19 protein-coding genes are annotated in these 21,900 nt (G+C 76.0%); 2 read left to right on the plus strand and 17 right to left on the minus strand.

The window, feature by feature from the left end; genetic code table 11:
• The 7 genes from mutL to ileS form a co-directional block, all read right to left on the minus strand.
• Positions 1–1,055, minus strand: a 1,055-nt coding sequence (gene mutL / locus ET526_RS11125; protein ID WP_135467773.1) for a DNA mismatch repair endonuclease MutL, incomplete at its 3' end; no start/stop codon positions are given.
• A 22-nt stretch (positions 1,056–1,077) separates the two neighbouring features.
• The gene (pgi, locus tag ET526_RS11130; protein WP_135467774.1) at positions 1,078–2,736 is read right to left on the minus strand and encodes a glucose-6-phosphate isomerase; all 1,659 of its coding nucleotides are present in this window, start codon (positions 2,734–2,736) and stop codon (positions 1,078–1,080) included.
• Between the two features lie 149 nt (positions 2,737–2,885).
• Positions 2,886–4,142 (minus strand): M16 family metallopeptidase, encoded by a 1,257-nt coding sequence (locus tag ET526_RS11135; protein ID WP_135467775.1) that lies wholly within the window; start codon positions 4,140–4,142, stop codon positions 2,886–2,888.
• Positions 4,139–5,545: a M16 family metallopeptidase gene (locus tag ET526_RS11140; protein WP_240048361.1), complete on the minus strand. Its 1,407-nt coding sequence runs from the start codon at positions 5,543–5,545 to the stop codon at positions 4,139–4,141. Before ET526_RS11140 ends, ET526_RS11135 begins: the two co-directional genes overlap by 4 nt.
• A 68-nt stretch (positions 5,546–5,613) precedes the next feature.
• Entirely contained in the window at positions 5,614–6,186 is a 573-nt protein-coding gene (locus ET526_RS11145) for a DUF3035 domain-containing protein (protein WP_135467777.1), read from the minus strand.
• Positions 6,183–6,704 (minus strand): signal peptidase II, encoded by a 522-nt coding sequence (gene lspA, locus ET526_RS11150; RefSeq protein WP_135467847.1) that lies wholly within the window; start codon positions 6,702–6,704, stop codon positions 6,183–6,185. The genes ET526_RS11145 and lspA overlap by 4 nt, the downstream gene beginning before the upstream one ends.
• A gap of 11 nt (positions 6,705–6,715) precedes the next feature.
• Positions 6,716–9,538: an isoleucine--tRNA ligase gene (ileS, locus tag ET526_RS11155; protein WP_135467778.1), complete on the minus strand. Its 2,823-nt coding sequence runs from the start codon at positions 9,536–9,538 to the stop codon at positions 6,716–6,718.
• 241 nt (positions 9,539–9,779) lie between these two features.
• Between ileS and hemW the strand changes: the two genes are divergently transcribed.
• The gene (gene hemW / locus ET526_RS11160; protein WP_135467779.1) at positions 9,780–10,934 is read left to right on the plus strand and encodes a radical SAM family heme chaperone HemW; all 1,155 of its coding nucleotides are present in this window, start codon (positions 9,780–9,782) and stop codon (positions 10,932–10,934) included.
• An 11-nt stretch (positions 10,935–10,945) separates the two neighbouring features.
• Here hemW and ET526_RS11165 read toward each other — a convergent pair whose 3' ends face one another.
• The 7 genes from ET526_RS11165 to ET526_RS11195 form a co-directional block, all read right to left on the minus strand.
• Entirely contained in the window at positions 10,946–11,830 is an 885-nt protein-coding gene (locus ET526_RS11165) for a LysR family transcriptional regulator (protein ID WP_240048362.1), read from the minus strand.
• A gap of 187 nt (positions 11,831–12,017) precedes the next feature.
• On the minus strand, positions 12,018–12,752 hold the full coding sequence (locus ET526_RS11170) for a DUF2076 domain-containing protein (protein ID WP_135467780.1): 735 nt from the start codon (positions 12,750–12,752) through the stop codon (positions 12,018–12,020).
• A gap of 125 nt (positions 12,753–12,877) precedes the next feature.
• Positions 12,878–13,297, minus strand: a complete 420-nt coding sequence (locus ET526_RS11175; protein WP_135467781.1) for a CoA-binding protein — start codon at positions 13,295–13,297, stop codon at positions 12,878–12,880.
• A gap of 90 nt (positions 13,298–13,387) precedes the next feature.
• On the minus strand, positions 13,388–14,158 hold the full coding sequence (locus ET526_RS11180; RefSeq protein WP_135467782.1) for a substrate-binding domain-containing protein: 771 nt from the start codon (positions 14,156–14,158) through the stop codon (positions 13,388–13,390).
• 35 nt (positions 14,159–14,193) lie between these two features.
• Entirely contained in the window at positions 14,194–14,982 is a 789-nt protein-coding gene (locus tag ET526_RS11185) for a sulfite exporter TauE/SafE family protein (protein ID WP_135467783.1), read from the minus strand.
• An 87-nt stretch (positions 14,983–15,069) separates the two neighbouring features.
• Positions 15,070–15,597: a rhodanese-like domain-containing protein gene (locus tag ET526_RS11190; RefSeq protein ID WP_135467784.1), complete on the minus strand. Its 528-nt coding sequence runs from the start codon at positions 15,595–15,597 to the stop codon at positions 15,070–15,072.
• A gap of 23 nt (positions 15,598–15,620) precedes the next feature.
• Positions 15,621–15,935, minus strand: coding sequence for an ArsR/SmtB family transcription factor (locus tag ET526_RS11195; protein WP_192898685.1), 315 nt, complete (start codon positions 15,933–15,935; stop codon positions 15,621–15,623).
• A 111-nt stretch (positions 15,936–16,046) separates the two neighbouring features.
• Between ET526_RS11195 and ET526_RS11200 the strand changes: the two genes are divergently transcribed.
• Positions 16,047–16,943 (plus strand): MBL fold metallo-hydrolase, encoded by an 897-nt coding sequence (locus ET526_RS11200; protein ID WP_135467786.1) that lies wholly within the window; start codon positions 16,047–16,049, stop codon positions 16,941–16,943.
• A gap of 163 nt (positions 16,944–17,106) precedes the next feature.
• On the opposite strand, the gene ET526_RS11205 is transcribed toward ET526_RS11200, so the two are convergent.
• Genes ET526_RS11205 through ET526_RS11215 form a run of 3 tightly spaced genes read right to left on the minus strand, consistent with a single transcriptional unit; the run spans position 17,107 to position 21,900 of the window.
• On the minus strand, positions 17,107–18,489 hold the full coding sequence (locus ET526_RS11205) for an HlyD family type I secretion periplasmic adaptor subunit (RefSeq protein ID WP_135467787.1): 1,383 nt from the start codon (positions 18,487–18,489) through the stop codon (positions 17,107–17,109).
• Positions 18,473–20,173, minus strand: coding sequence for an ATP-binding cassette domain-containing protein (locus ET526_RS11210; RefSeq protein ID WP_135467788.1), 1,701 nt, complete (start codon positions 20,171–20,173; stop codon positions 18,473–18,475). The genes ET526_RS11205 and ET526_RS11210 overlap by 17 nt, the downstream gene beginning before the upstream one ends.
• Complete coding sequence (locus ET526_RS11215) at positions 20,170–21,900, minus strand: ATP-binding cassette domain-containing protein (RefSeq protein ID WP_135467789.1); 1,731 nt, start codon at positions 21,898–21,900, stop codon at positions 20,170–20,172. Before ET526_RS11215 ends, ET526_RS11210 begins: the two co-directional genes overlap by 4 nt.

A 21,900-nucleotide genomic window follows, 5' to 3' on the forward strand; every position in this document is an offset into this window, starting at 1 on the left:
AGCGGCGCGGCGGGCGGGGGGCGGCGCCAGGCGCCAGGGCGGGGGAGGGAGGGCGCCGGCACCGCCCCGCCCGCCCCCGCCGCCAGGGCGCGGCGCAGCGCCGCGATCAGCAGCCCGCGCACCGCCGCCTCGTCGCGGAAGCGCAGCTCGGTCTTCATCGGGTGGACGTTCACGTCCACCGCCTCGGGCGGGATCTCGAGGAACAGGGCCGCGACCGGGTGGCGGCCGGCGGCGATCAGGTCGCGGTAGGCGACGCGCAGCGCCGTGCGCAGCAGCGGGTCGCGCACCGGACGGCGGTTCACCACCAGGTGCTGCTCCGCCCCGGTGGCGCGGGTGTAGGCGGGCTGCGCGGCGAGGCCGGAGAGCGCCATCCCCCCCGCCTCGGCCGCCACCGGCACCGCGGCGGCGGCGAAATCGGAGCCGAGCAGGTCGCGGATGCGCCCCTCGCGGTCGGCGGGGGCGAGGGCGAGCACCTCCCGCCCCTCGCTCTCGACGCGGAAGGCGACGCCGGGCCAGGCCAGCGCCAGACGGCGCACCGCCTCCACCGCCTGCTCCGCCTCGGCGCGCGGGGAGCGCAGGAATTTCCGCCGCGCCGGCACGGCGTGGAACAGGTCGCGCATCTCGACCCGCGTGCCGGGAGCGCCGGAGGCGGGCGCCACCGCCCCCTTGCGCCCGCCCTCGACCAGGATGGCGTGCGCATCGCCCCCCCTCGGGCGGGAGGTGATGGCAAGCCGCGCCACCGCGCCGATCGAGGGCAGCGCCTCGCCGCGGAAGCCGAGGGTGGCGATGCGGAACAGCGCCGCCTCCTCCGGCAGCTTGGAGGTGGCGTGCCGCTCCACGGCGAGGGCGAGGTCCTCCGGCCCCATGCCGGCGCCGTCATCCTCCACGAGGATGCGGCCGATGCCGCCCTCCTCCAGCGTCACCGCGATGCGGGTCGCGCCGGCGTCGAGGGCGTTCTCCACCAGCTCCTTCACCACCGCCGCCGGCCGCTCCACCACCTCGCCGGCGGCGATGCGGTTGGCGGTGGTCTCGGGGAGGATGCGGATGGCGCCCATGCGTGCGGCGGGAAGGGCCGTTTCAGCCGCCCTGGGCCGCGGCCAGGATCTCCCGCATCAGCCCCTCGGTCGAGGCGTCGTGCGCGCCGGGCCGGGGCGCGCCCGCCTCCAGCTCCGGCAGGATGGCGCCGGCGAGCTGCTTGCCGAGCTCCACCCCCCACTGGTCGAAGGCGTTGATGTTCCAGAGCGCGCCGAGGCAGAACACCTTGTGCTCGTAGAGCGCGACAAGCTGGCCGAGGGTGAAGGCGTCGAGGTGCGGCAGCAGGATGGCCGCGCTCGGCCGGTCGCCGGGAAAGACGCGGTGCGGCAGGAGGCGCGCCACCTCGGCCTCCGCCAGCCCCGCCTTCTGCATCTCCGCCTTCGCCTCGGCCGCGGTCTTGCCGCGCATCAGCGCCTCGGCCTGGGCGAGGCCGTTGGCGAGCAGCTTGCGGTGGCTGTCGGCGTGGGGGTGGTCGGGGCGCGCCACCAGGATGATATCGCAGGGCACCGGCGTGGTGCCCTGGTGGATCAGCTGCATGAAGCTGTGCTGCGCGTTGGTCCCCGGCTCACCGAACACCACCGGGCCGGTGGCGTGCGCCACCAGCGTGCCCGCGAGGGTGACCCGCTTGCCGAGGGATTCCATCTCGAGCTGCTGCAGATGCGCGGGCAGCCGCGCCAGCCGCTCGTCATAGGGCAGCACGGCGCGGGCCGGGTAGCCGAGGCCGTTGACGTGCCACACCTCCGCCAGCGCCAGCAGCGCCGGCAGGTTGTCGGCGAGCGGCGCGGACAGGAAATGCTCGTCCATCGCCCGCGCCCCGGCAAGCAGCCGGGCGAACCCCTCCCAACCGAGCGCCAGCGCGAGGGAAAGGCCGATCGAGGACCACAGGGAGAACCGCCCGCCCACCCAGTCGCGGAAGGGGAAGACGCGGTCGGAGCGGATGCCGAAGGCCGAGGTGGCGTGCAGGTTGGTGGACAGCGCCGCCATGTGCTCCGCCACCGCCTGCGGCCCGAGCGCGGCGCGCAGCCACTCCCGCACCAGCGCGGCGTTGGTCATGGTCTCCTGGGTGGTGAAGGTCTTGGAGGCCACCAGCACCAGGGTGCGCCGCGGGTCGAGGCGGGGCCGCACCTCCTCCCAGGCATGGGCGTCCACATTGGCGAGGTAGTGGGCGCGCATCGGGCAGGCCGGGGTCCACAGCGCGCGGGCCACCATGGCCGGGCCGAGGTCGGAGCCGCCGATGCCGATGTTCAGCACATCGGTGAAGCGCTCCCCGGTGGCGCCGCGGATGGCGCCGCCGTGCACGCCCTCGGTGAAGGCGCGCATGCGCGCGAGGGTGGCGTGCACCTCCTTCGAGGCGTCCTCCTCCCCGGCGCGGAAGGCGGCCCGGCGCGGGGCGCGCAGCGCCATGTGCAGCACCGCGCGGTCCTCGGTGGCGTTCACCTTCTTCCCCGCCGCCATGGCGGCACGCTTGCCCTCCAGCTCGGCGGCGCGGGCGAGGTCGAGGAGCGCGGCCAGCACCTCCTCGGTCAGCGAGGTCTTGGAGAGGTCGAGCAGCAGCTCGCCGGCGCGGCGGGAGAAGCGGGCGAAGCGCTCCGGATCGGCCGCGAAGAGCGGGCGGATGGCGCCCGGCGCCGAGCCGTCCCGCCGAGGGGTGCCCGCCAGGGCGCCGATCCGTGCCCAGCACGCCGCCACGCTCTCCGCCATCGCCCGCGCTCCTCCTTCTCCCTGTCCGGTCGCTTATACCAGCGGCCCCGGGAGAGGGGCCGATCAAGCGCCTGCGGGGCCGCGCCCGGGCCCGTTCCGCCCGTGGCGGCACCATGCCGGGGGGCGGATCCGCGCCCCCGGCCCTCCCCCTACAGCCCGACCGGCTGCCCCGCCACCACCGCCGAGAGCGTCTCCGGCCGCAGCAGCCGCGCCGAGACCGCCGCCACCCGCCCCCGGGTCAGCGCCGCGAGGCGCGCCGCGCGCCCCTCCAGCCAGTCGAGCGGCCGGCCGTTCTGGCGCATGGCGACCAGCGTGTCGGCGATGCGCCGGCTGTCGCTGAACTGCAGCGGCATGGAGCCGGTGAGGAAGGCGACGGCGTCGGCGAGCTCCGCCTCCGAGGGGCCGTTCGCCGCCATCAGCGCCCATTCCTCGCGCAGCACCGCGAGCGTCTCGGCGACGCGGGCATTCTCGGTGGCGACGCTGCCGGCGATGACGGCGTGGCCGAACAGCACGCTGAGCCCGGCGCCGATGCCGTAGGCGAGGCCGCGCCGCTCCCGCACCGCCTGCATCAGGCGGGAGGTGAAGCCGCCCCCCGCCAGCACCCGCAGCGCCACCTGCGCCGCCTCCCACTCCGGGTCGCGCACCGGCAGCCCGTCCTGGCCGAACACCACGGCGGATTGCGGGGAGGCGAGGCCGATCACCTCCTGCCCGAAGGGGCGGAAGGGCGGCAGGGGCGGCAGGGCGGGCGGCGCGCCGGGCGGCAGGGGGGCGAACAGCGCCTCCATCGCCTCGGCGAGGCGAGCGGGGGTGATGGCGCCGGCGGCGCCGATCAGCAGCCCCTCGCGGTGGATCTGGCGGTCCAGCGCCGCGCGCAGCGCCGGGATGGTGACGCCGGCGAGGCTCTCCTCGGTGCCGCCGCTCTGCCGCCCGGCCGGGTGGGCGGGGAAGGCATGGGCCCAGAAGGCGCGGCCGGCCTGGCCGCGCGGCGTCTCCAGCGTGCGCCGCGCCGCCGCCATGGCGCGGGCGCGCACCCGCTCCACCGCGTCCTCGTCGAGCCGCGGCTCGGCCATGGCGAGGCGCGCCAGCCGCACCGCCTCGGGCAGCGCGTCGGCCAGGGTGCGGAAGCCGCCGTCGAAGCTGTCGCGCCCGGCGGAGAAGGTGAGCCCGATCGCGGCGTCGCGCAGCGCATCGGCGAAGGCGACGGCGCCGAGCGGTCCCGCCCCCTCGGTCAGCAGGGCGGCGGCCATGCCGGCCGTGCCCTCCTGCCCCTCCGGGTCGAGCGCGGCGCCGCCGCGCCAGGACCAGGAGAGGGCGACCACCGGAATCGCGTGGTCCTCGACCAGCCAGGCGGTCAGGCCGGCGGCGCGGACCTCCTGGATCGGCAGGGTGAAGCCGCGCCCGCTCACGCCGGGCCTCCCCGCTGCGGGGCGGCCGGGCCGGGCAGCAGCCAGCCGGTGGCGTGCAGCCCGTTGCCGAGCACGGCGCGCCCGGCCTCCGTCACCTGCGGGAGCGTCACCTCGCGCAGCCGGCGCGGCCAGAACTCCACCAGTTCGAGCGGCAGGCCAATGGCGAGCGCGCTGCCGATCAGCCGCGGCACGGCACCGATGGAATCGAGGGTCAGCACCGCGCCGGCGGTGATCTGGCGCACCGCGCGCGACAGCTCCGCCGCGGTCGGTCCCTCCTGCAGCAGCCGCTCCAGCACCGCATCGAGCGCCGCCTCCAGCCGGTCGGGCGCGACGCCGGGGCGGGGGGTGGCGGAGAGGGCGAAGGTCGCCGCCCCCGCCACCTCGCCGTGGTAGGAGCAGGCGGCGGTGGTGGCGAGGCCGGTCTCGACCAGCGCCGCATGCATCCGGCTGCCCGGCCCGCCGCCGAGGAGATGCGCCAGCACCTCGAGCGCCCAGGCCTGGTCCGGATCGCCCCAGGTCAGGCTCGGCGCGGCGAAGCTGCGCAGCAGCAGCGCCTCGCGCACCAGCGGGTCCTCGCGCACCAGGCGGGGCTCGAGCGGCGCGGCGGGGGGCGGGGCGCGGTCGCGGGCGCGGTGGGGGCGGGCGGGGACGGGGGCGTAGAACTGCTCGACGAGGCGGCGCAGCTCCGCCTCCCGCACGTCCCCGGCCACCACCAGCACGGCGTTGGCGGGGGCGTAGCGCTGCTCGAAGAAGGCGAGCATGTCCTCGCGCGTGATGGCGCGGATCTCCTCCTCCCAGCCGATGATCGGCCGGCCGCGCCAGTGCTGCGGGCCCCAGAGGGCGGCGTCGAAGGCCTCGACGAAGCGGGCGCGGGGGTTGCTGTCGGTGCGCTGGCGGCGCTCCTCCAGCACCACGGCGCGCTCGGGCTCCACCTGGTCCTCGGGGATCAGCGGGGCGGCGAAGCGGTCGGCCTCCATGCGCATCACCAGGGGCAGGCGGGAGGCCTCGACATGCTGGTGGTAGGCGGTGACGTCGCGGGAGGTGAAGGCGTTGTCCTGCCCGCCTTCGCGCGCCACGGCGAGGGAGAAGGCGCCGGGGGGGACGTTGCGGCTGCCCTTGAACATCATGTGCTCGAGGAAATGCGCGAGCCCCGAGCGGCCCGGCGGGTCCTCCCCCCCGCCGGCGGCGTAGAACAGGTACTGCGCGGCCACGGGCACCCGGCGGCTCTCCGCCAGCACCACGCGCAGCCCGTTCGCCTCGGTCCAGGCGAGGGCGCCGAACAGCGGGCGCTCGGCGAGCGCCTCCGCCTGGCGGTCGGGGGCGAGGGCGGGGTCGGCGATGGCGGGCATCGCCAGCGCCGCGGGCAGGGCGGCGGCGGTGCGGAGGGCGGTGCGGCGTGTCATCGGCGGCATCGCCTCCAGATGGGCCGCGCGTCCCGCGGCGCAAAGGGTGGGGGCGCGCCCCGGCCGGGTCAGAAGATGCTCTCGAACAGGCGGGTGATCGGGTTGCTGCTGCGGCGCGGCTGCACCACCGGCGTCTCGCCCTCGGTCGGGTCGCGGCCGAGGGCGGCGTTCTCGCGCAGCCGCTGGCTCTCCCGCCGCGCATCCACGGCGATGCCGGGCGGCTCGGGCTCGCGCCAGAACATCAGCCGGTCCACGAGCGCCCGGTCGCCGCGTTCGAGCCGCAGGCTCTCCTCGTCCACCCGGCGGCGGATGTCGGAGGAGACCGGCCCGCCGGCCTGGGCGAGCAGCGCCGCCTCGCCCGCCGTCGGCACCTGGCTGCCGCCAAGCAGGGCGCCCGGCGCCAGGGTCGCCTCCGCCGCCTGGCGGGGGGTGTATTCCTGCGGGCGGGCGGCGCCGGGGCGCGGCGAGGGCAGATCGCCGAGCGAGGGCGGCATGGAGAGCGGCGCGCGCGTCGTCACCTGGAACTCGTCCGGCGCGTCGCGGGTGAAGCCGAACTGGCGCGCCGTGTTCGGCCCGCAGGCGGCGAGCGCGGCCAGCGCGGCCAGGGCCAGGAGCCCGTGCAGGGGGCGGCGTAGGGTCATGGCGAATCCTTAGTCTGCGCCCGGCGGCCGAACAAGGCATCGGCCAGCAGCACCGCGACCCCGCAGACGATGGCCGCGTCGGCCAGGTTGAAGACGTACCAGTGCCAGCCCCAGGCGTGGACATCCACGAAGTCCACCACCGCCCCGAAGCGGAGCCGGTCGATGATGTTGCCGACCGCGCCGCCGATGACGGCGCCGAGGGCGGCGGCGACCAGCCGCGTCTCCGCCCGCGCCATCCAGCGCAGCAGGAACAGGGCGATGGCGGCGGCGAGCACGGCCAGGATCAGGTGGTTCAGCGGCCCCTCCCCGGCCAGCAGCCCGAAGGTGACGCCGCGGTTCCAGACCATGGTGAGGTCGAGCCCGACCGGCCCGAGGGAGAGGAGGGGGATGTGCCGCACCTCCGGCAGCCGCGCCACCTCCAGGATCCACCACTTGCTGAGCTGGTCGGCGACCAGCAGGGCGAGCGCCACGGCGAGGCCGAGGCCGAGCCGGCCCCGCGCGCCCACCGCCGCCCGCATCGCCGCGCCGCTCACGCCGCCTGCCGGGGCAGCGCCTCGACCACCGCCTCGCAGCGGCGGCACAGGCCGGGATGGCGGGGGGAGGCGCCGACCTCGGGCAGCACGCGCCAGCAGCGCTCGCACTTGGCGCCGGGGGCGGGGCGGAACACCGCCCTCGGCTCCGTCTCGGCCTCGGCCAGGGCGAAGCCGGAGACGATGCAGACCTCCGCCCATTCCTCCGGCGCCAGCAGCGCCCGGTCGGGGGCAGGCAGGTGGAGCACCGGCGCCGCCTGCAGGCTGGCGCCCATCTCCCCCGCCGCCCGCGCCCGTTCCAGCTCCGCCGTCACCAGGCCGCGCAGCGCGCGGATGCGTGCCCACCGCTCCGCCAGCGCCGCGTCCTTCCACCCCTCCGGCACCAGGGGGAAGTCGAGCAGGTGGACCGACCCCTCCTCGTCCGGGAAGCGCGCGAGCCACGCCTCCTCCGCGGTGAACACCAGCGCCGGGGCGAGCCAGGCGCAGAGGCAGCGGTGCAGCACGTCGAGCACCGTGCGCGCGGCGCGCCGGCGCGGGCTGTCCGGCGCGTCGCAGTAGAGCGCGTCCTTGCGGATGTCGAAGTAGAAGGCCGAGAGGTCGGTGGCGCAGAAGGCGTGGATCTCGGGATAGACGCCGGTCCAGTCATGCGTCTCGACCGCGCGGCGGAGGCGCGCGTCGAGCTCGGTCAGGCGGTGCAGCACCCAGCGCTCCAGCTCCGGCAGCGCGGCGTAGGGCACCGTCTCGGCATCGGTGAAGCCGTCGAGGTTGCCGAGCAGCCAGCGCAGCGTGTTGCGGATGCGGCGGTAGAGCTCCGCCTGCTGCTTCAGGATCTCCGGCCCGATGCGCTGGTCCTCGGTGAACTCGGTGTTCATCACCCACAGGCGCAGGATGTCGGCGCCGTACTGCCTCAGCACCTCCTGCGGCGCGGTGACGTTGCCGAGCGACTTCGACATCTTCCGCCCCTGCTCGTCGAGCGTGAAGCCGTGCGTCAGCACCGCGCGGAAGGGCGCGACGCCGTTGGTGCCGACGCTCTCCAGCAGCGAGGAGTGGAACCAGCCGCGGTGCTGGTCCGAGCCCTCCAGGTAGAGGTCGGCCGGGAAGGGCAGGCCGCGCCCGCCCGCCTCGCCCAGCACGAAGGCATGGGTCGAGCCGCTCTCGAACCACACGTCCACGATGTCCGTCACCTGCTCGTACTCGTCCGGGTTCCGGCCCGGCCCGAGGAAGCGCGCCGCGGCGCCCGGCTTGTACCAGGCATCGGCGCCCTCCTCGCGGAAGGCGGCGACGATGCGCGCCATCACCGCCTCGTCGCGCAGCGGCTCGCCGGTGCGCCGCTCGACGAAGACGGCGATCGGCACGCCCCAGGCGCGCTGGCGGCTGATGCACCAGTCCGGCCGCGCCGCCACCATGCTGCCGATGCGGTTCCGCCCCGCCTCGGGGACGAAGCGCGTCGCCGCGATCGCCGCCAGCGCCTTCTCGCGGATGCGGTTGGCGTCGTCCATGGCGATGAACCACTGGGGCGTCGCGCGGAAGATCACCGGCTTCTTGGAGCGCCAGGAATGCGGGTAGCTGTGCGTCAGCCTGCCCTTCGCCACCAGCGTCCCGGCCGCCTCGCAGGCGGCGTAGATGGCCTCATGCGCCCTGAACACGTGCAGCCCGGCGAAGCCCGGCGCCTGGTCGGTGAAGGTGCCGTCGTCGTTCACCGTCTCCGGAACCGGCAGGCCGTGGGCGCGGCCGAGGGCGAAGTCGTCCTCGCCATGGCCGGGGGCGATGTGGACGAAGCCGGTGCCGGCCTCGGTGGTGACGAAGTCGCCCGCCAGCAGGGGCACCTCGAACTCGTAGCCGCGCCCGCGCAGCGGGTGCGCCGCGACGGCGCCGGCGAGTTCCGCCCCCTTCAGCACGCGCCGGATGGTATGGGCGCCGAGGCCCGCGTCCTTCTCGAATTGCGGCAGCAGCGGCAGCGCGACGAGCAGCCGCTCGCCCACGCGCAGCTGGCTGCCCTCCGCCACCCCCTCCACATGCACGAGCGCGTAGTCGATCTCCTCCCCGTAGGCGACGGCGCGGTTGCCGGGGATGGTCCAGGGGGTGGTGGTCCAGATCACCACGCTCGCGCCCACCAGGTCCGCCGCGGCGGCGCGCAGCAGCGGGAAGCGCGCCCAGAGGGTGGGGGAGACGTGATCGTGGTACTCGATCTCCGCCTCGGCCAGCGCGGTCTTCTCGACCGGGCTCCACATCACCGGGCGCAGGCCGCGATAGAGCGAGCCGTTCATCAGGAACTTGCCGATCTCGGCCGCGATCGCCGCCTCCGCCGCGAAGTCCATGGTGGCGTAGGGCCGCCACCAGTCGCCGGCGACGCCGAGGCGGATGAACTCCTGCCGCTGCACGCCGAGCCAGTGCTCGGCATAGGCGCGGCACTCGGCGCGGAAGTCGAGCACCGGCACCGCATCCTTGTCCTGGCCCCTGGCCCGGTACTCCTCCTCGACCTTCCACTCGATCGGCAGGCCGTGGCAGTCCCAGCCGGGGACGTAGTCCGCGTCCTTGCCTGCCATCTGCGCGGCGCGGTTGATCACGTCCTTCAGGATCTTGTTCAGCGCGTGGCCGATGTGCAGCGGCCCGTTGGCGTAGGGCGGTCCGTCGTGCAGCACGAACTTCTCCCGCCCCCGCGACCGCTCGCGCAGCCGCTCCCACAGGCCGAGGCGCTGCCAGCGCTCCAGCCAGTGCGGCTCGCGCCGCGGCAGGTCGCCCTTCATGGGGAAGGAGGTCCGGGGCAGGAAGACGGTGCCGCGATAGTCGCGGGTCTCGGCGTCGGCGGGGCTGTCGGTCATCGGTGCGGTTCCGGGCGGCCGGCGGGGCGGCGGCGGGTCGTGCGGGCGTGGCGCGGGCAGGGGTCCCCGGCCCTCGCCCCGGCCTCGGGCGGTGGTCCGCTACCGGCCGGCGCGGGCGAAGGCCGGGCCGCTAATTCGCAGGATCGCCATCTGGGCCATCGGGCGGGTTATGGGGATGCCGGCCGGGCCGGGTCAAGCAGCGCGCTCGACGCCCGCCCCGCCGGCGCCCCATATCCCCGCCATGGCCGAACCCCTGGCGCTCTACATCCACTGGCCCTTCTGCGCCGCGAAGTGCCCCTATTGCGACTTCAACAGCCATGTGCGGGAGCGGGTGGACCAGGGCCGCTTCCGCGCCGCGCTGCGCCGCGAACTGGCCTTCGAGGCCGCCCGCGCCGGCCGCCGGCCGCTGGCCAGCATCTTCTTCGGCGGCGGCACGCCGAGCCTGATGGAGCCCGAGACGGCGGCGGCGCTGATCGCGGATGCGCGCGCCCTGTTCGACCCCCTGCCAGAGGTCGAGATCACCCTCGAGGCCAATCCGACCAGCGCCGAAGCCGGGACGCTCGCCGCCTTCCGCGCCGCCGGGGTGAACCGCCTCTCGCTCGGCGTGCAGTCGCTGCGCGAGGACCAACTCCGCTTCCTCGGCCGCCGCCACGGCGCGGCCGAGGCGGTGGCGGCGCTGGAGCTGGCGCGCGGCCTGTTCCCCCGCCTCTCCTTCGACCTGATCTACGCCCGCCCCGGCCAGGCGGAGGCGGCGTGGCGGGCCGAGCTGCGCGAGGCGCTGGCGCTGGCCGCCGACCACCTTTCCCTCTACCAGCTCACCATCGAGCCGGGCACGCGCTTCGCCGCCGAGCACGCGCGCGGCGCCTTCGCCCTGCCCGATGGCGAGGCCGCCGCGCGGCTCTACGCCGCGACCGCGGAGGAGGCGGCGCGCTTCGGCCTGCTGCCCTACGAGGTCTCCAACTACGCCCGGCCGGGGGCGGAGAGCCGGCACAACCTGCAGTACTGGCGCTACGGCGACTATCTCGGCATCGGCCCGGGGGCGCATCAGCGCCTGACGCTCGGGGGGACGCTGCGCGCCGCCCGCCGCCACCGCGCGCCGGAGGAATGGCTGGCGCGGGTGGAGCGGCAGGGCCACGCCATCACCGCCGAGGAGGCGCTCTCTCCCGAGGAGCGGGCGCGGGAGGCGCTGCTGATGGGGCTGCGCCTCGCGGAGGGGGTGGACCCGGCCCGGCTGCGCGCGCGCAGCGGCCGCGCGCTCGAGGAGGCGGTGGACCCCGCGATCCTCGCCGCCTGCCTGGAGGAGGGCTACCTCGCCTGGACCCCCGAGGGCCGGCTGCGGGCGACGGAGGAGGGGCGCCTCCGGCTGGACGCGCTGCTGCCGGCGCTGCTGCGCTGAGGGCGGGGCCGTCAGGCCGCCGCCTGCTCCGGCCCCGTCAGCGTCTCGCGGATCATGCGGATCAGCGGCTCGACGAGCTGGCCGCGGCCGGCGAGGTCGCCGAACACGCACATCTCCGCCGTGCCGAGCTCCGGCAGGCCCGGCACTTCCACGAGGCCCGGCGGCAGGCCGCTGCGGCCGAGCACGGTCAGCGCCAGCCCCGCCTGCGCCGCCGCCGCCACGCCGAGCAGGCTGGCCGAGGTATAGACCACCTCGAAGGCCAGGTTGGCACGGGCCAGCGCGGCGAGCGCGCGGTCGCGGAACATGCAGCCCGCGGGCAGCATGGCGAGCGGGATCGGCCGGTCCTCGGGCGGGGTCCAGCCCGGCGCCGCGACCCAGGCGACATGCTCGGTCCAGATCGGGCGGCCCTCCCTCTCCCCGTCGCGGCGCTTGCCGAGCACGAGGTCGAGCGCCCCGCGCTCCAGCGCCGCACGCAGCTCGTGGCTGCGCCCGACCTCCACCTCCAGCCGCACCGCGGGATAGGTGCGGGCGAAGCGGGCGAGCAGCGGCGCCAGGCTGCGCGGCACGAAATGGTCGGCGACGCCGAGGCGCAGCCGCCCGGCGAGGGGCGGGGCGACCAGGCGGCGCACCGCCTCGTCGTTCAGCGCCAGGATGCGGCGGGCATAGGCGAGCAGCGTCTCGCCCTCGGGCGTGAGGGCGATGCTGCGGCTGGTGCGCTCCAGCACCCGCCGCCCCACCAGCTCCTCCAGCCGCTTGATCTTCAGGCTGACGGCGGACTGGGTGAGGCCCAGCACGCCGCCCGCGGCGGTGAAGCCGCCCTGCTCCGCCACGGTGACGAAGCAGCGCAGCATGTCGAGGTCGAGGTCCGGAATGCGCATGCCATGGATCTGGCCCATGGCTCGCGCAGCATCAATGAGGCGCCTTCATGGGAGACGGCCGGAGCCTTCGCCACGAGCCGGGGCTCACGGCAAACGCTCCGGCGCCCGAGGCAGGCCCGCCGGAGCGGCGCCCCGGCCGCCCGGCGGGAAGCGGGCGCGATCCGCCGGTGCGGATCACGCCGCAGGGGCCGCCGCCGCGCGGGTGTCAGATCTCCTCGTCGAAGCCCCCGGCATCGTCGTAGCCGGCGCCGCCCTCGTCCTCGTAGCCGCCCCAGGCGTCCTGGCCGCCGGCGGGCTGGAAGCCCGGCTCGGCCGCGGCCGCACCCGGATCGGTCCAGGGGGAGGAGGCCGGCACCGCCTCCTGCCCGAAGGCGCCGGCATCCATGCCCGCGGCCTGCGCCATGCCGCCGCCGGAGAAGGCGTTCATCAGCATGTTGCCGAGCACCATGCCGCCGGCGACGCCGGCCGCGGTCATCGCCGCGGTGGCGAGGAAACCGGGGCCGCTGCGGCCGGGCTGCATCGCCGCCGGGTTCACCCCGCCCGGCGGGGGCAGGGGCTGCGGGCGGGGCGGCATCGGCGCCGCGCGGCCGGCGCCGCCGCCGAACATCCCGCCGAGCAGCCCGCCCCGGCCCTGCGCCGCCTGGGCCTGGCGGCGGGCGTTCTCCAGCTCCCACTCCAGCTCCTGGATGCGGTTCTGCGCCTGGGTCAGCGCGTGCTCCTGCACGAAGGCGGTCTGGGTGAGGCGGTAGCGCGCCTCCGGGTAGCGGCTGAAGAGGTCGGCGATCAGCGCGTCCGCCTCCGGGTCCACCGGCGGCAGGGGCGGGCGTGCCTGGGTGCTCGGCACGCTGCCGCCCCAGGGTCCGGCCGCCCGGGCGGGGGCGGAGGCGCCCGCCACGCGCTGCACGAACTCGGTGATGATCCGGCGCTCTTCGTCGGTCATGATGTCTCCGTCTCCCTTGGCCCGAAGCCCCCCGATCCGGCCGCCCGCGCGGCGGACGTTCCGGGCCTGAGGCCACGGCGCGAGGTGGCCCGGACCGCGCGGGCTTTCAAGCGGGCGGGGCGGGATCAGGCAAGACGCGCGGGCAGGCCGAGGCGGCGCCACTCGATCACCGGGCAGCGGTCCTGCACGAAGCGCAGCCCCGCCGCACGCGCCCGCGCCCCCGCCGCCTCGTCCACCACGCCGAGCTGCAGCCACACGGCGCGGGCGCCGAGGCGGATCGCCTCGTCCACCACCGCGCCGGCCAGCTCGCTGCGGCGGAACACGTCCACGAGGTCGAGCGGCGCCGCCGCGGCGAGGTCCGCGGCGACGGGGCGGCCGTGCAGCGCCCGCCCGGCCAGGGCGGGGTTGACGGGGGTGACATCGTAGCCGCGCTCCACCAGGAAGCGGGCGACGCCGAAGCTCGGCCGGTCGGGGCGGTCCGAGGCGCCGACCACGGCGATGCGCCGCGTGGCGAGAAGAAGGTCGCGGATCTCGTCGTCGGTCACATCCCGGCTCCTTCGCCCGAATTCGCACGTGGTCTGCGGGGCCCCGCCCTCATCCTGCGCGCCGAGGCTGGCACGCCGCGCCCGGGATGCCTACCCGCTCCAGCCGAAGCGGCGGAAGATGGCCGCACCCTCGGGCGCGGCGAGGAAGGCGACGAAGCGCTGCGCTTCCTCGCGCGCGGCGCCGCGGCGGGTGAGCACCGTTCCGGTGGAGCGCCAGATGCGCAGGGGCTCCTCGATCTCCACCAGATCGGCGTCGTCGGGGTTGGCGACCTGCCAGATGTTCCAGATGAGCCAGGCGTCGTAGGCCTCCGGCCTGCCGCGCCACGCCTGCAGCGCGGCGGCGCTGTTCGGGGCGAGGAGGGCGATGCGCTCGCGCATGGCGCGCACCAGCGCCACCTCGCCGGTGCGGCCGGCGACGTCCTCCCACATCGCCACCTGGCCGGCGCCCTGGGTGACGATCAGGCGCGACTCCTCCCGCGGGCGCGCGAGCAAATCGCGCAGGCCGGCGAAGCGGCGCGGGTTGCCCTTGCGCACCAGAAGCGCCGAGGGGCGGAGGTAGAGCGTCGTCACGGTCGTGGTGTCCACCTGATCCCGGAACTGCGCCAAAAACTCGCTCATCATGTACTCGGCGCCGGAGAACAGCAGGTCGGCGTCGCCCTGCGCACGCTCCCTCCATTGCGGTGTCGGTCCGGCGGTCACCTCCACGGCGATGCCGCTCGCCTGCCGGAAGGCGGATGCGGCGGCGCGCATCGCCGGCGCCGGGCCGCCCGGGCCGTAGGCGCGCACCGGCTCGGCGGCGGCGGCATGCCGGGCGATGGCCGGCAGGGCGAGGGAAAGCGCGAGGGCGGTCCTGCGGTGCATGGTCATGGCTCCGTTGCCGGAAAGGGGCCGCGGCCTCAGCCGGCCAGGCCGAGGCTGCGCGCCAGCATGTAGGCGGCGACCAGGATGATCAGCCCGGCGAAGACCTTGGTGAGCAGGCCGCGCCGGCGCGACAGCGCCCGCGCCGCGCGGGCGCCGAGCAGGCTGCCGAGCACGCCGCCGCCGACGAAGACGGCGGCCAGCGTCCAGTCCACGAGCCCCGCCCAGGCGTAGCTCGTCGCCGTGGTCAGGCCGAAGGCGGTGACCGCGACCAGCGAGGTGCCGACCGCCTGCAGCATCGGCATCCCCGTCGCCAGGATCAGCCCGGGCACGATCAGGAAGCCGCCGCCGATGCCGAAGAAGCCGGAAAGCGCCCCCACCGCGAGGCCGGTGCCGACCAGCGCCGGCGCGTTGCCGCGGTTCAGCCGCACCCGCCGGTCCTGCCCCGGCTCGCGCCGGCGCAGCATGAGCAGGGCGACCACCACCATCATCACCGCGAAGGCGGCGAGCAGCGCCTGCCCGTCCACCCGCTTGCCGAGCTGCGCCCCGGCGAAGGCGCCGAGCACGCCGGCGCCGGCAAAGACCGCAGCGCAGGGCCAGCGCACATTGCCGGCGCGGGCGTGGTTCATCAGGCTCATCGCCGCATTCGCCGCGACGGCCACCGCGCTGGTGCCGATCGCGAGGTGCGGCACCGGCACGCCGACCAGATAGACCAGCAGCGGCACCGCGAGGATCGAGCCGCCGCCGCCGACCAGGCCGAGCGAGAAGCCGACCAGCACGCCGGAGGCGGCGCCGAGCAGGCCCTGGAGCAGCGAGAGGCTGTGCATGGCACGAAGGCTCCTTCCCGCCGCGGCGGGCGCGGCGGGCGATGGGCATCGGGGCGGGATCCCGGCCGCGGCGCGACCGGGGTGGGATCAGGCGGCGGCCAGGGCGCGGTTCCAGGGCATGAGCCGCAGCAGCCGCGCCAGGCCGCAGGTGCCGGTCAGGCCGGCGAAGACCAGCCCGGCGCCGACGAAGGCGGAAAGCCCGTAGAGCCAGGGCGAGACCAGCGCGCCGAGCAGCACGCCGAGCAGCACCAGCGAGCCGGCGGCGATCTGCACCTGGCGCATCAGCTCGAGCGGCTGGCGCCGGTCCTCGGCCACCGGCAGGCCGGCGCGCTTCCAGGCCTCGAGCCCGCCCGCGACCACATAGGCCTCGCAGCCGCCCGCCTTGGCGGCGAGCCGTGCGGCATTGCCCTCGGTGCGGGCGCCGGAGCGGCAGTGGAACAGCACCGGCCGGCCCTGCTGGACGGCGAGTTCCGCCTCCTCCAGCCGCGACAGCGGCAGGTTGCGCGCGCCGGGGATGCGCTCGCGCGCGTGCTCGTCGGGCTCGCGCACATCCACGAGCGTCGCGCCCTCGCGCAGCATCCGGGCGGCCTCCTCGGGGGTTACGGTCTTCAGCATGTCGGTCTCCTGCGGCATGGGGGTCAGGCTTCGGGCGGGCAGTAGAGGTCGCGCAGCACGGCGAGCAGCCGGGCGGCCTTCGGGTCGGCCAGGCGGTAGAACACCGCCTGCGCCTCCCTGCGGGTGGCCACCAGCCCGTCCTCGCGCAGCCGGGCGAGGTGCTGGGAGAGCGCGGGCTGGGAGAGGCCGATCGCCTCCGCCAGCCGCCCCACCGTCATCTCGCCCTCGCCCGCCAGGTGGCAGAGCAGCAGCAGCCGGTTCTCGTTGGCGAGGAGGCGCAGCATCCGCGCCGCCTCCGCCGCCTGTGCCTGCAGCGCCGCGAGGTCCGTGGCTATCATTCCCGCCGGTGCGACCATCTCCGTATCCGCCGTTCGATAAGCTTGCGCTTATTAAGTATCGCCTTATATTGCCGTCAAGCCCCCACCGGGGCCACCCAAGCGGAGGACGAGATGCAGAACGGAACCCCCAGGATCCGCGCCTTCTTCGACGAGCCGACCAACACCGTCAGCTACCTGGTCTGGGACCCGGCGACGCGGGAGGGCGCGGTCATCGACCCGGTGCTCGACTACGACCACCGCTCCGGCGAGGCCGACACCGCCTTCGCCGACCGCATCCTCAAGGCCGCCGAGGAGGAGGGGGTGCGCATCGCCTGGGTGCTGGAGACCCACGCCCATGCCGACCACCTGACCGCCGCCCCCTACATCAAGGCCAAGACCGGCGCGCCGATCGGCATCGGCGAGCACATCAAGGAGGTGCAGCGCATCTTCCGCCCGGTCTTCGACGCCCGCGACCTGAAGCCCGAGGGCGGGGACTTCGACCGGCTGTTCAAGGATGGCGAGCGCTTCCCCCTCGGCTCCCTGGAGGTGGAGGTGCTGCACGTCCCCGGCCACACCCCGGCCGATGTCGCCTACAGGATCGGCGACGACGTGTTCGTCGGCGACACGCTGTTCATGCACGACTACGGCACGGCGCGCGCCGACTTCCCGGGCGGCGACGCGCGGGCGCTCTACCGCTCGATCCGGCGCCTGCTGGCCCTGCCGCCGGAGACCCGCCTCTGGATGTGCCACGACTACAAGGCGCCGGGGCGCGACCACTACGCCTGGCAGAGCACGGTGGCCGAGCAGCGCGCCCACAACCCGCACGTGAAGGACGGCGTGACGGAGGAGGAGTTCGTGCGCTTCCGCACCGAGCGCGACGCCAAGCTCGCCGCGCCGCTGCTGCTGCTGCCCTCGATCCAGGTCAACATCCGCGCCGGCCGCTTCCCGGAGGCGGAGGAGAACGGCGTGCGCTACCTGCGCATTCCGGTGAAGGCCAGGGGCGGGGCCGCGAGCGCCCTCGGCGCCTGACGGGCGGGGCGGACGGCCCCCGGCGCGGCCGCGCCGCCGGGGGCGTCACGCCGGGCCCCGCGGATCGCGGCCGATCCGCCCTCGGGCGCCGGCGCGCGGCCCGGCTGCGCCGCAGGAGCGCCCGATCCGCGGCGGGCGCGGCCGTGCCTGACGGGATCCGGCGTCAGTCGCGGAAGGCGCGGCGGGAGGCGTTGCGGATCGGCGACCACAGATAGGAGAGCGGCGTCCGCTCCTCGCCCAGCACGAAGACCTCCGCGGGCATGCCGGCGTGCAGCACCACCTCCGGCACCCTGTCGAGCACCTCGGGGTCGAGCTCGGCGCGCGCGAGGTAGTAGCTCCGCCCCGCCGGGTCGGCCGCGGCGTCGGGCGCGACATGGATGATCCGGCCCGGGATCAGGGGGACATGCCGCACCCGGAAGGGAACCAGGCGGACGTTCACCCGCTGCCCCACCGCCACCTGCTCGATGTCCGTCGGGCTGATCTGCGCCTCGACCACGAAGCGGTCGCGCAGCGGCACCAGATCGAGGATCGCCTCGCCGGAGGCGATGCTGCTGCCCGGGGTAAAGGCGCGGATCGCGGTGACCCTGCCGGCTTCCGGCGCCAGCACCTCGCGGCGGGCCAGCACGTCCTCGGCGGCGCGGAGCTGCTGCGCCGCGGTCGCCACCTGCGTCTCCGCCGCCTGCAGATCGGCCGCGATCTCCGACAGCCGGGCGAGGCGGAGCGTGGCGAGCTGCTTCTCCGCCCCGGCCACCGCCTCGCGGAACTGCGCCTCCTGCGCCGCGGCCTGGCCGGCGGCGGCGATGTAGCCCTGCTCCACCCGCTGCATCTCGAGCACCCGGAAGCGGGCGGCGAAGCCCTGCTTCAGCAGCTCCTGCAGGCTGGCCACCTGCTCGCGCGCCGAGCGGAGCTGGCGCTCCGCCGCCTGGCGCTGCGCGCGGGCGCCCGCGATCTGCTCCTGGAACTGCGCGATCTGCCGCTCCTGCACCGCCACCTGGCCGTCGAAGGCCTGCCAGCGGGCGGCGAACAGCGCCTCCTCGGCCTCGAGGAAGACGCGCACCGCCGGGTCGGCGGTCCCGGCGCGGCGCAGCTCCTCGGGGAAGGCGAGGTCGCGGCTCTCCGCCTGCTCGGCGCGCAGCCGGGCGATGCGCGCCCGCCCGCTCCACACCTGGGCGCGCGCCTGCTCGGCCAGCGCCTCCGCCTGGGTGACGTCGAGCTGCAGCAGCGGCTGGCCGGCCTCCACCGCCTCGCCCTCCCGCACCAGCAGCCGGCGCAGGATGCCGGGTTCGAGCAGGTTGACGGTCTTGCGCCGGCTCTCCGGGATGAGCTGGCCGGGCGCGATCACCGCGCGCTCGAGCGTCGTCATCGTCGCCCAGCCGAAGAAGGGTGTCAGCGTCAGCGCCATCACGAGGAGCGAGGTGCGCACCACCCGCCCGATCGGCGGCGCGGCCACCGCGGCCTCGAGCTGCGCCCCGATCGGCGGGGGGGAGGGGGGCGCGGCGCCGGGCAGCGCCGGCGCGCGGCCGGCAGGATCAGTCGAGGGCGGCAAGGGGGGCTCCCATGGTCTCGTCGGCGTCGCGCGCCGGGCGCACCTGCCAGGCGCCGCCCGGTTCCAGCAGCAGCCGCAGGTCGGCGAGGTCGCGCCAGGTGCCGGGCTCGTGCGTGACGACCAGCGCCACCCCGCCCGCCTCGCGCAGCGCCGCGACGGCGGCGCGGAGGGCGAGGCGCGCCTGACCGTCGAGGCCCACCTCCGGCTCGTCCAGCACCAGCAGCCGCGGCCGGCCGTAGAGGGCGCGGGCGAGGCCGATCAGCCGCCGCTGCCCGGCCGAGAGGCCGGAGGTGGCGCCGGAGGGCGTCTGGTAGCCGAGCGGCAGGCGGCCGATCATCTCGTGCGCCCCGGCGGCGCGGGCGGCCTCCACCACCGCCTCCGGCGCCGCGTCGGGGCCGCGGCCGATGTTGTGCAGCACGCTCGCGTCGAGGAGCTGCACGTCCTGCGGCAGGTAGCCGATGCGCGCGCCGAGCGCGCCGCGGTCGCAGCGCCAGGTGTCCTGCCCGTCGAGCAGCACCCGCCCCGCGGTCGGCGGCATCAGCCCGAGGAGCAGGCGCACGAGCGTGCTCTTGCCGGCGCCGTTCGGCCCCTCGACGGTCGCCACCGTGCCGGGGGCGAGGCGGAGCGTCAGCGCGCCGATGATCGGCCGCTCCCGCCCCGGCGGGTGGAAGGAGAGCGCCTCCGCCAGCAGCCCCGGCGGCGCCTCGGGGTCGGGCGGCAGCGCCGCCGGCTCCGCCTGGTCGCGCAGCACCTCGCGCAGGCGCCGCCAGGACTGCAGGGCGAAGCCCGTCCCCTGCCAGCTGCGGGCCAGCGCGCCGAAGGGCATCACCGCCACCCCGCAGATCAGGTAGGCCGCGACCAGCATGCCGAGCGTGCCGACATGGTCGAAGATCAGGTAGAGGATGTAGACCTTGGCGGCGATGAAGTAGGCGGCGAAGACCAGCTCATCGAGGCCGTTCAGCGCCCTGGTGCGCCGGTTGACGCGGTAGAGGCTGGCGAGCGCGCCGGCGTAGCGGCGCTGCCAGCGCAGCATGGTCGGGCGCAGCATGCCGAGGCCGCGCACCAGGTCGGGATGCACGAGCTGGCCGCCAAGCTCGGCCGAGGTGGCGGCGAGGCGCCGCTTCGCCTCCGCCGTCACGCGCCGGGTGGCGAGGTGCAGCAGCAGGCCGAGCAGCAGCGCGGCGAGGATGCCGCCCGTGCCGATCAGCCCGAGCGTCCTGTCCATGTAGAACATCACCCCGAGCGCCGTCAGCGACACCGAGAGGTCGAGGAGGGCGGCGGGGCCGGGGCCGCGCAGGAAGGACTGCACCGTGGCGATGTCCTGCAGCACCGCCGCGCCCTCCACCGCGTCCTGCCGCACCGCGGTGCGGACCGCCGCCTGCAGCGCCATCGCCTGCAGCCGCAGCCCGAGGCGTTCCGCCATCGCCGCCAGGATCACCGTGCGCAGGTGGTGGAAGATCCAGGACAGGACGGTGAAGAACAGGAACAGCAGCACGAAGCCGATCAGCGTGTCCACGTTGCGCGTCTCGGCGACGCCGTCGGCGACGTGCAGCAGCAGCAGCACGAAGCTGAGCAGCCCGAGCTGGCCGCCCAGGGTGAGCAGCAGCAGGGCGAGCAGGCAGAGCGGCGTCGCGCCGTGGTCGCGCAGCCTGAGCCCGGCCATGGCCTGCGCCGCCGCGCTCATGCCCGCGCCTCCTCCGGCGCGCGGGCCAGGCGCGGCTGCGGCCGGGCCAGGCGCGGCGCCGGCTCCTCCGCCGCCGGGACCAGCACGCCGCCCCGCAGCGCCAGCACCCGGTCCGCCACCGCGAGCAGGGCGGGGCGGTGGGTGGTGAAGACCACCGCGCTCCCCTCCTCGCGCAGCGCCGCGAGCAGGCGGGCGACATGCGCCTCCCCCTCCGCGTCGAGGGAGGCGGCGAGCTCGTCCAGCACCAGCAGCCGCGGCCGGCCGTAGAGGGCGCGGGCCAGCGCGATGCGGTGGCGCTGCCCGGTCGAGAGCTGGTGGCCGCCCGCGAGCGGCGTGGCGTAGCCGAGCGGCAGGCCGACGATCGCCTCGTGCGCGCCGGCGCGGCGCGCCGCGTCCAGCACCAGGTCCATGTCCGGCTCCTCGAGCCGCGCGATCACCTCGGCGGCGCTGCCGCGGGAGAGCAGCGGCTCCTGCGGCAGGAAGCCGACATGCCGCGCCAGCGCCTGGCGGTCCCACTGGTGCGTCGCCTGGCCGTCGAGATAGACCCCGCCGCCGCCCGGCGCGTACATGCCGATCAGCAGCCGCAGCAGCGTCGACTTGCCGCTGCCCGAGGCGCCGACGATGCCGACCACCTCCCCCGGCTCCACGGCGAGGTCGAGGCCGCGGAACAGCGGCGGCTGCGGGCCGCGGAAGCCGAAGCTCAGCCGCTCCGCCACCAGCCGCCCGCGCGGGCAGGGGAAGGCGAGCCCCTCGGAGGGCGCCGGGCTGGCGCGCACCAGCGCGCGCAGCCGCCGCCAGGCGCCGAACCCCTCGGCCAGATCCTGCGAGTGCTCCCCGATCAGCGCGAAGGGCTCCGGGATGCGCATCAGGACGAAGGTGCAGCCGATCATCCAGAAGGACCGCTCCTCGCCCGCGAGCATCAGCGCCGTGCCGGTGATGATCAGGATCAGCCGGTACTTGCTCATCACCGCGTCGAGGAAGCTGCGCAGCAGCGAGGCGCGGCGCTCGTGCTGCCAAGCCTCGGCGGCGGAGGCGGTGCCGACGGCGATCCACTCCCGCACCAGGCGCGGCAGCATCCCCATCGCCAGCACCGCCTCGCCCGCGCGCATGGCGTCGGCGGCGAGGCCGAAGGCGCGGGCGCGGTCCTCACCGCCGAGCGCCGCCGCGCGTCCGCGCGCGCGGGTGACGAGCAGGCTGACCACGGCGGCGAGCGCGCAGAACGCCAGCGAGACCACCCCGAGCGCCCAGTGGATGGCGAAGGCGAAGGCGAGGTAGACCGGCGTCAGCACCGCGTGCAGCAGCACCGAGGTGGCCTGGCCCGAGAGGGTGGCGCGGATCGTCTCCACCTCGCGGATCGCCTGGTTGGCGAGCGTCTCCGGCCGCCCGGCGCGCTGCGCCGTGGCCAGCACCGCCGGCACCGCCAGGCGCTCGGCCGCGTAGCGGGCGATGCGCGCCACCGCGCCCGCCTGCAGGCTGCCCAGCGCGACGACGCCGACCGTCGCCAGCGTCCAGTAGACGACGGCGGAGCGCAGCGAGGCCTCGTCATGGGTGTAGGCGACGAAGGCGATCAGGAACAGCCGCGTCATCAGCACGCCGAGGGCGAGCAGGGTGGCCATCAGGCCGAGGCCGAGCAGCAGCCACAGCCAGCGCCGCACCGTCTCGCGCACCTCCCCGATCGCGGCCTGGAGCAGCGCCTCGCTGCCGGTCCTGCTGCCCGTCGCGGCCAT

The sequence above is a fragment of the Crenalkalicoccus roseus genome (assembly GCF_004761865.1).
Classification (GTDB): domain Bacteria; phylum Pseudomonadota; class Alphaproteobacteria; order Acetobacterales; family Acetobacteraceae; genus Crenalkalicoccus; species Crenalkalicoccus roseus.

What these genes read in the sequence shown, in the direction of transcription:
- pgi (WP_135467774.1), bottom strand. Translation starts at nt 2,736, where the DNA reads ATGGCGGAGAGCGTGGCGGCGTGCTGGGCACGGATCGGCGCCCTGGCG.
- ET526_RS11140 (WP_240048361.1), bottom strand. Translation starts at nt 5,545, where the DNA reads ATGACACGCCGCACCGCCCTCCGCACCGCCGCCGCCCTGCCCGCGGCG.
- ET526_RS11145 (WP_135467777.1), bottom strand. Translation starts at nt 6,186, where the DNA reads ATGACCCTACGCCGCCCCCTGCACGGGCTCCTGGCCCTGGCCGCGCTG.
- lspA (WP_135467847.1), bottom strand. Translation starts at nt 6,704, where the DNA reads ATGCGGGCGGCGGTGGGCGCGCGGGGCCGGCTCGGCCTCGGCCTCGCC.
- ileS (WP_135467778.1), bottom strand. Translation starts at nt 9,538, where the DNA reads ATGACCGACAGCCCCGCCGACGCCGAGACCCGCGACTATCGCGGCACC.
- hemW (WP_135467779.1), top strand. Translation starts at nt 9,780, where the DNA reads ATGGCCGAACCCCTGGCGCTCTACATCCACTGGCCCTTCTGCGCCGCG.
- ET526_RS11165 (WP_240048362.1), bottom strand. Translation starts at nt 11,830, where the DNA reads ATGGGCCAGATCCATGGCATGCGCATTCCGGACCTCGACCTCGACATG.
- ET526_RS11170 (WP_135467780.1), bottom strand. Translation starts at nt 12,752, where the DNA reads ATGACCGACGAAGAGCGCCGGATCATCACCGAGTTCGTGCAGCGCGTG.
- ET526_RS11180 (WP_135467782.1), bottom strand. Translation starts at nt 14,158, where the DNA reads ATGCACCGCAGGACCGCCCTCGCGCTTTCCCTCGCCCTGCCGGCCATC.
- ET526_RS11185 (WP_135467783.1), bottom strand. Translation starts at nt 14,982, where the DNA reads ATGCACAGCCTCTCGCTGCTCCAGGGCCTGCTCGGCGCCGCCTCCGGC.
- ET526_RS11190 (WP_135467784.1), bottom strand. Translation starts at nt 15,597, where the DNA reads ATGCTGAAGACCGTAACCCCCGAGGAGGCCGCCCGGATGCTGCGCGAG.
- ET526_RS11195 (WP_192898685.1), bottom strand. Translation starts at nt 15,935, where the DNA reads ATGATAGCCACGGACCTCGCGGCGCTGCAGGCACAGGCGGCGGAGGCG.
- ET526_RS11200 (WP_135467786.1), top strand. Translation starts at nt 16,047, where the DNA reads ATGCAGAACGGAACCCCCAGGATCCGCGCCTTCTTCGACGAGCCGACC.
- ET526_RS11210 (WP_135467788.1), bottom strand. Translation starts at nt 20,173, where the DNA reads ATGAGCGCGGCGGCGCAGGCCATGGCCGGGCTCAGGCTGCGCGACCAC.
- ET526_RS11215 (WP_135467789.1), bottom strand. Translation starts at nt 21,900, where the DNA reads ATGGCCGCGACGGGCAGCAGGACCGGCAGCGAGGCGCTGCTCCAGGCC.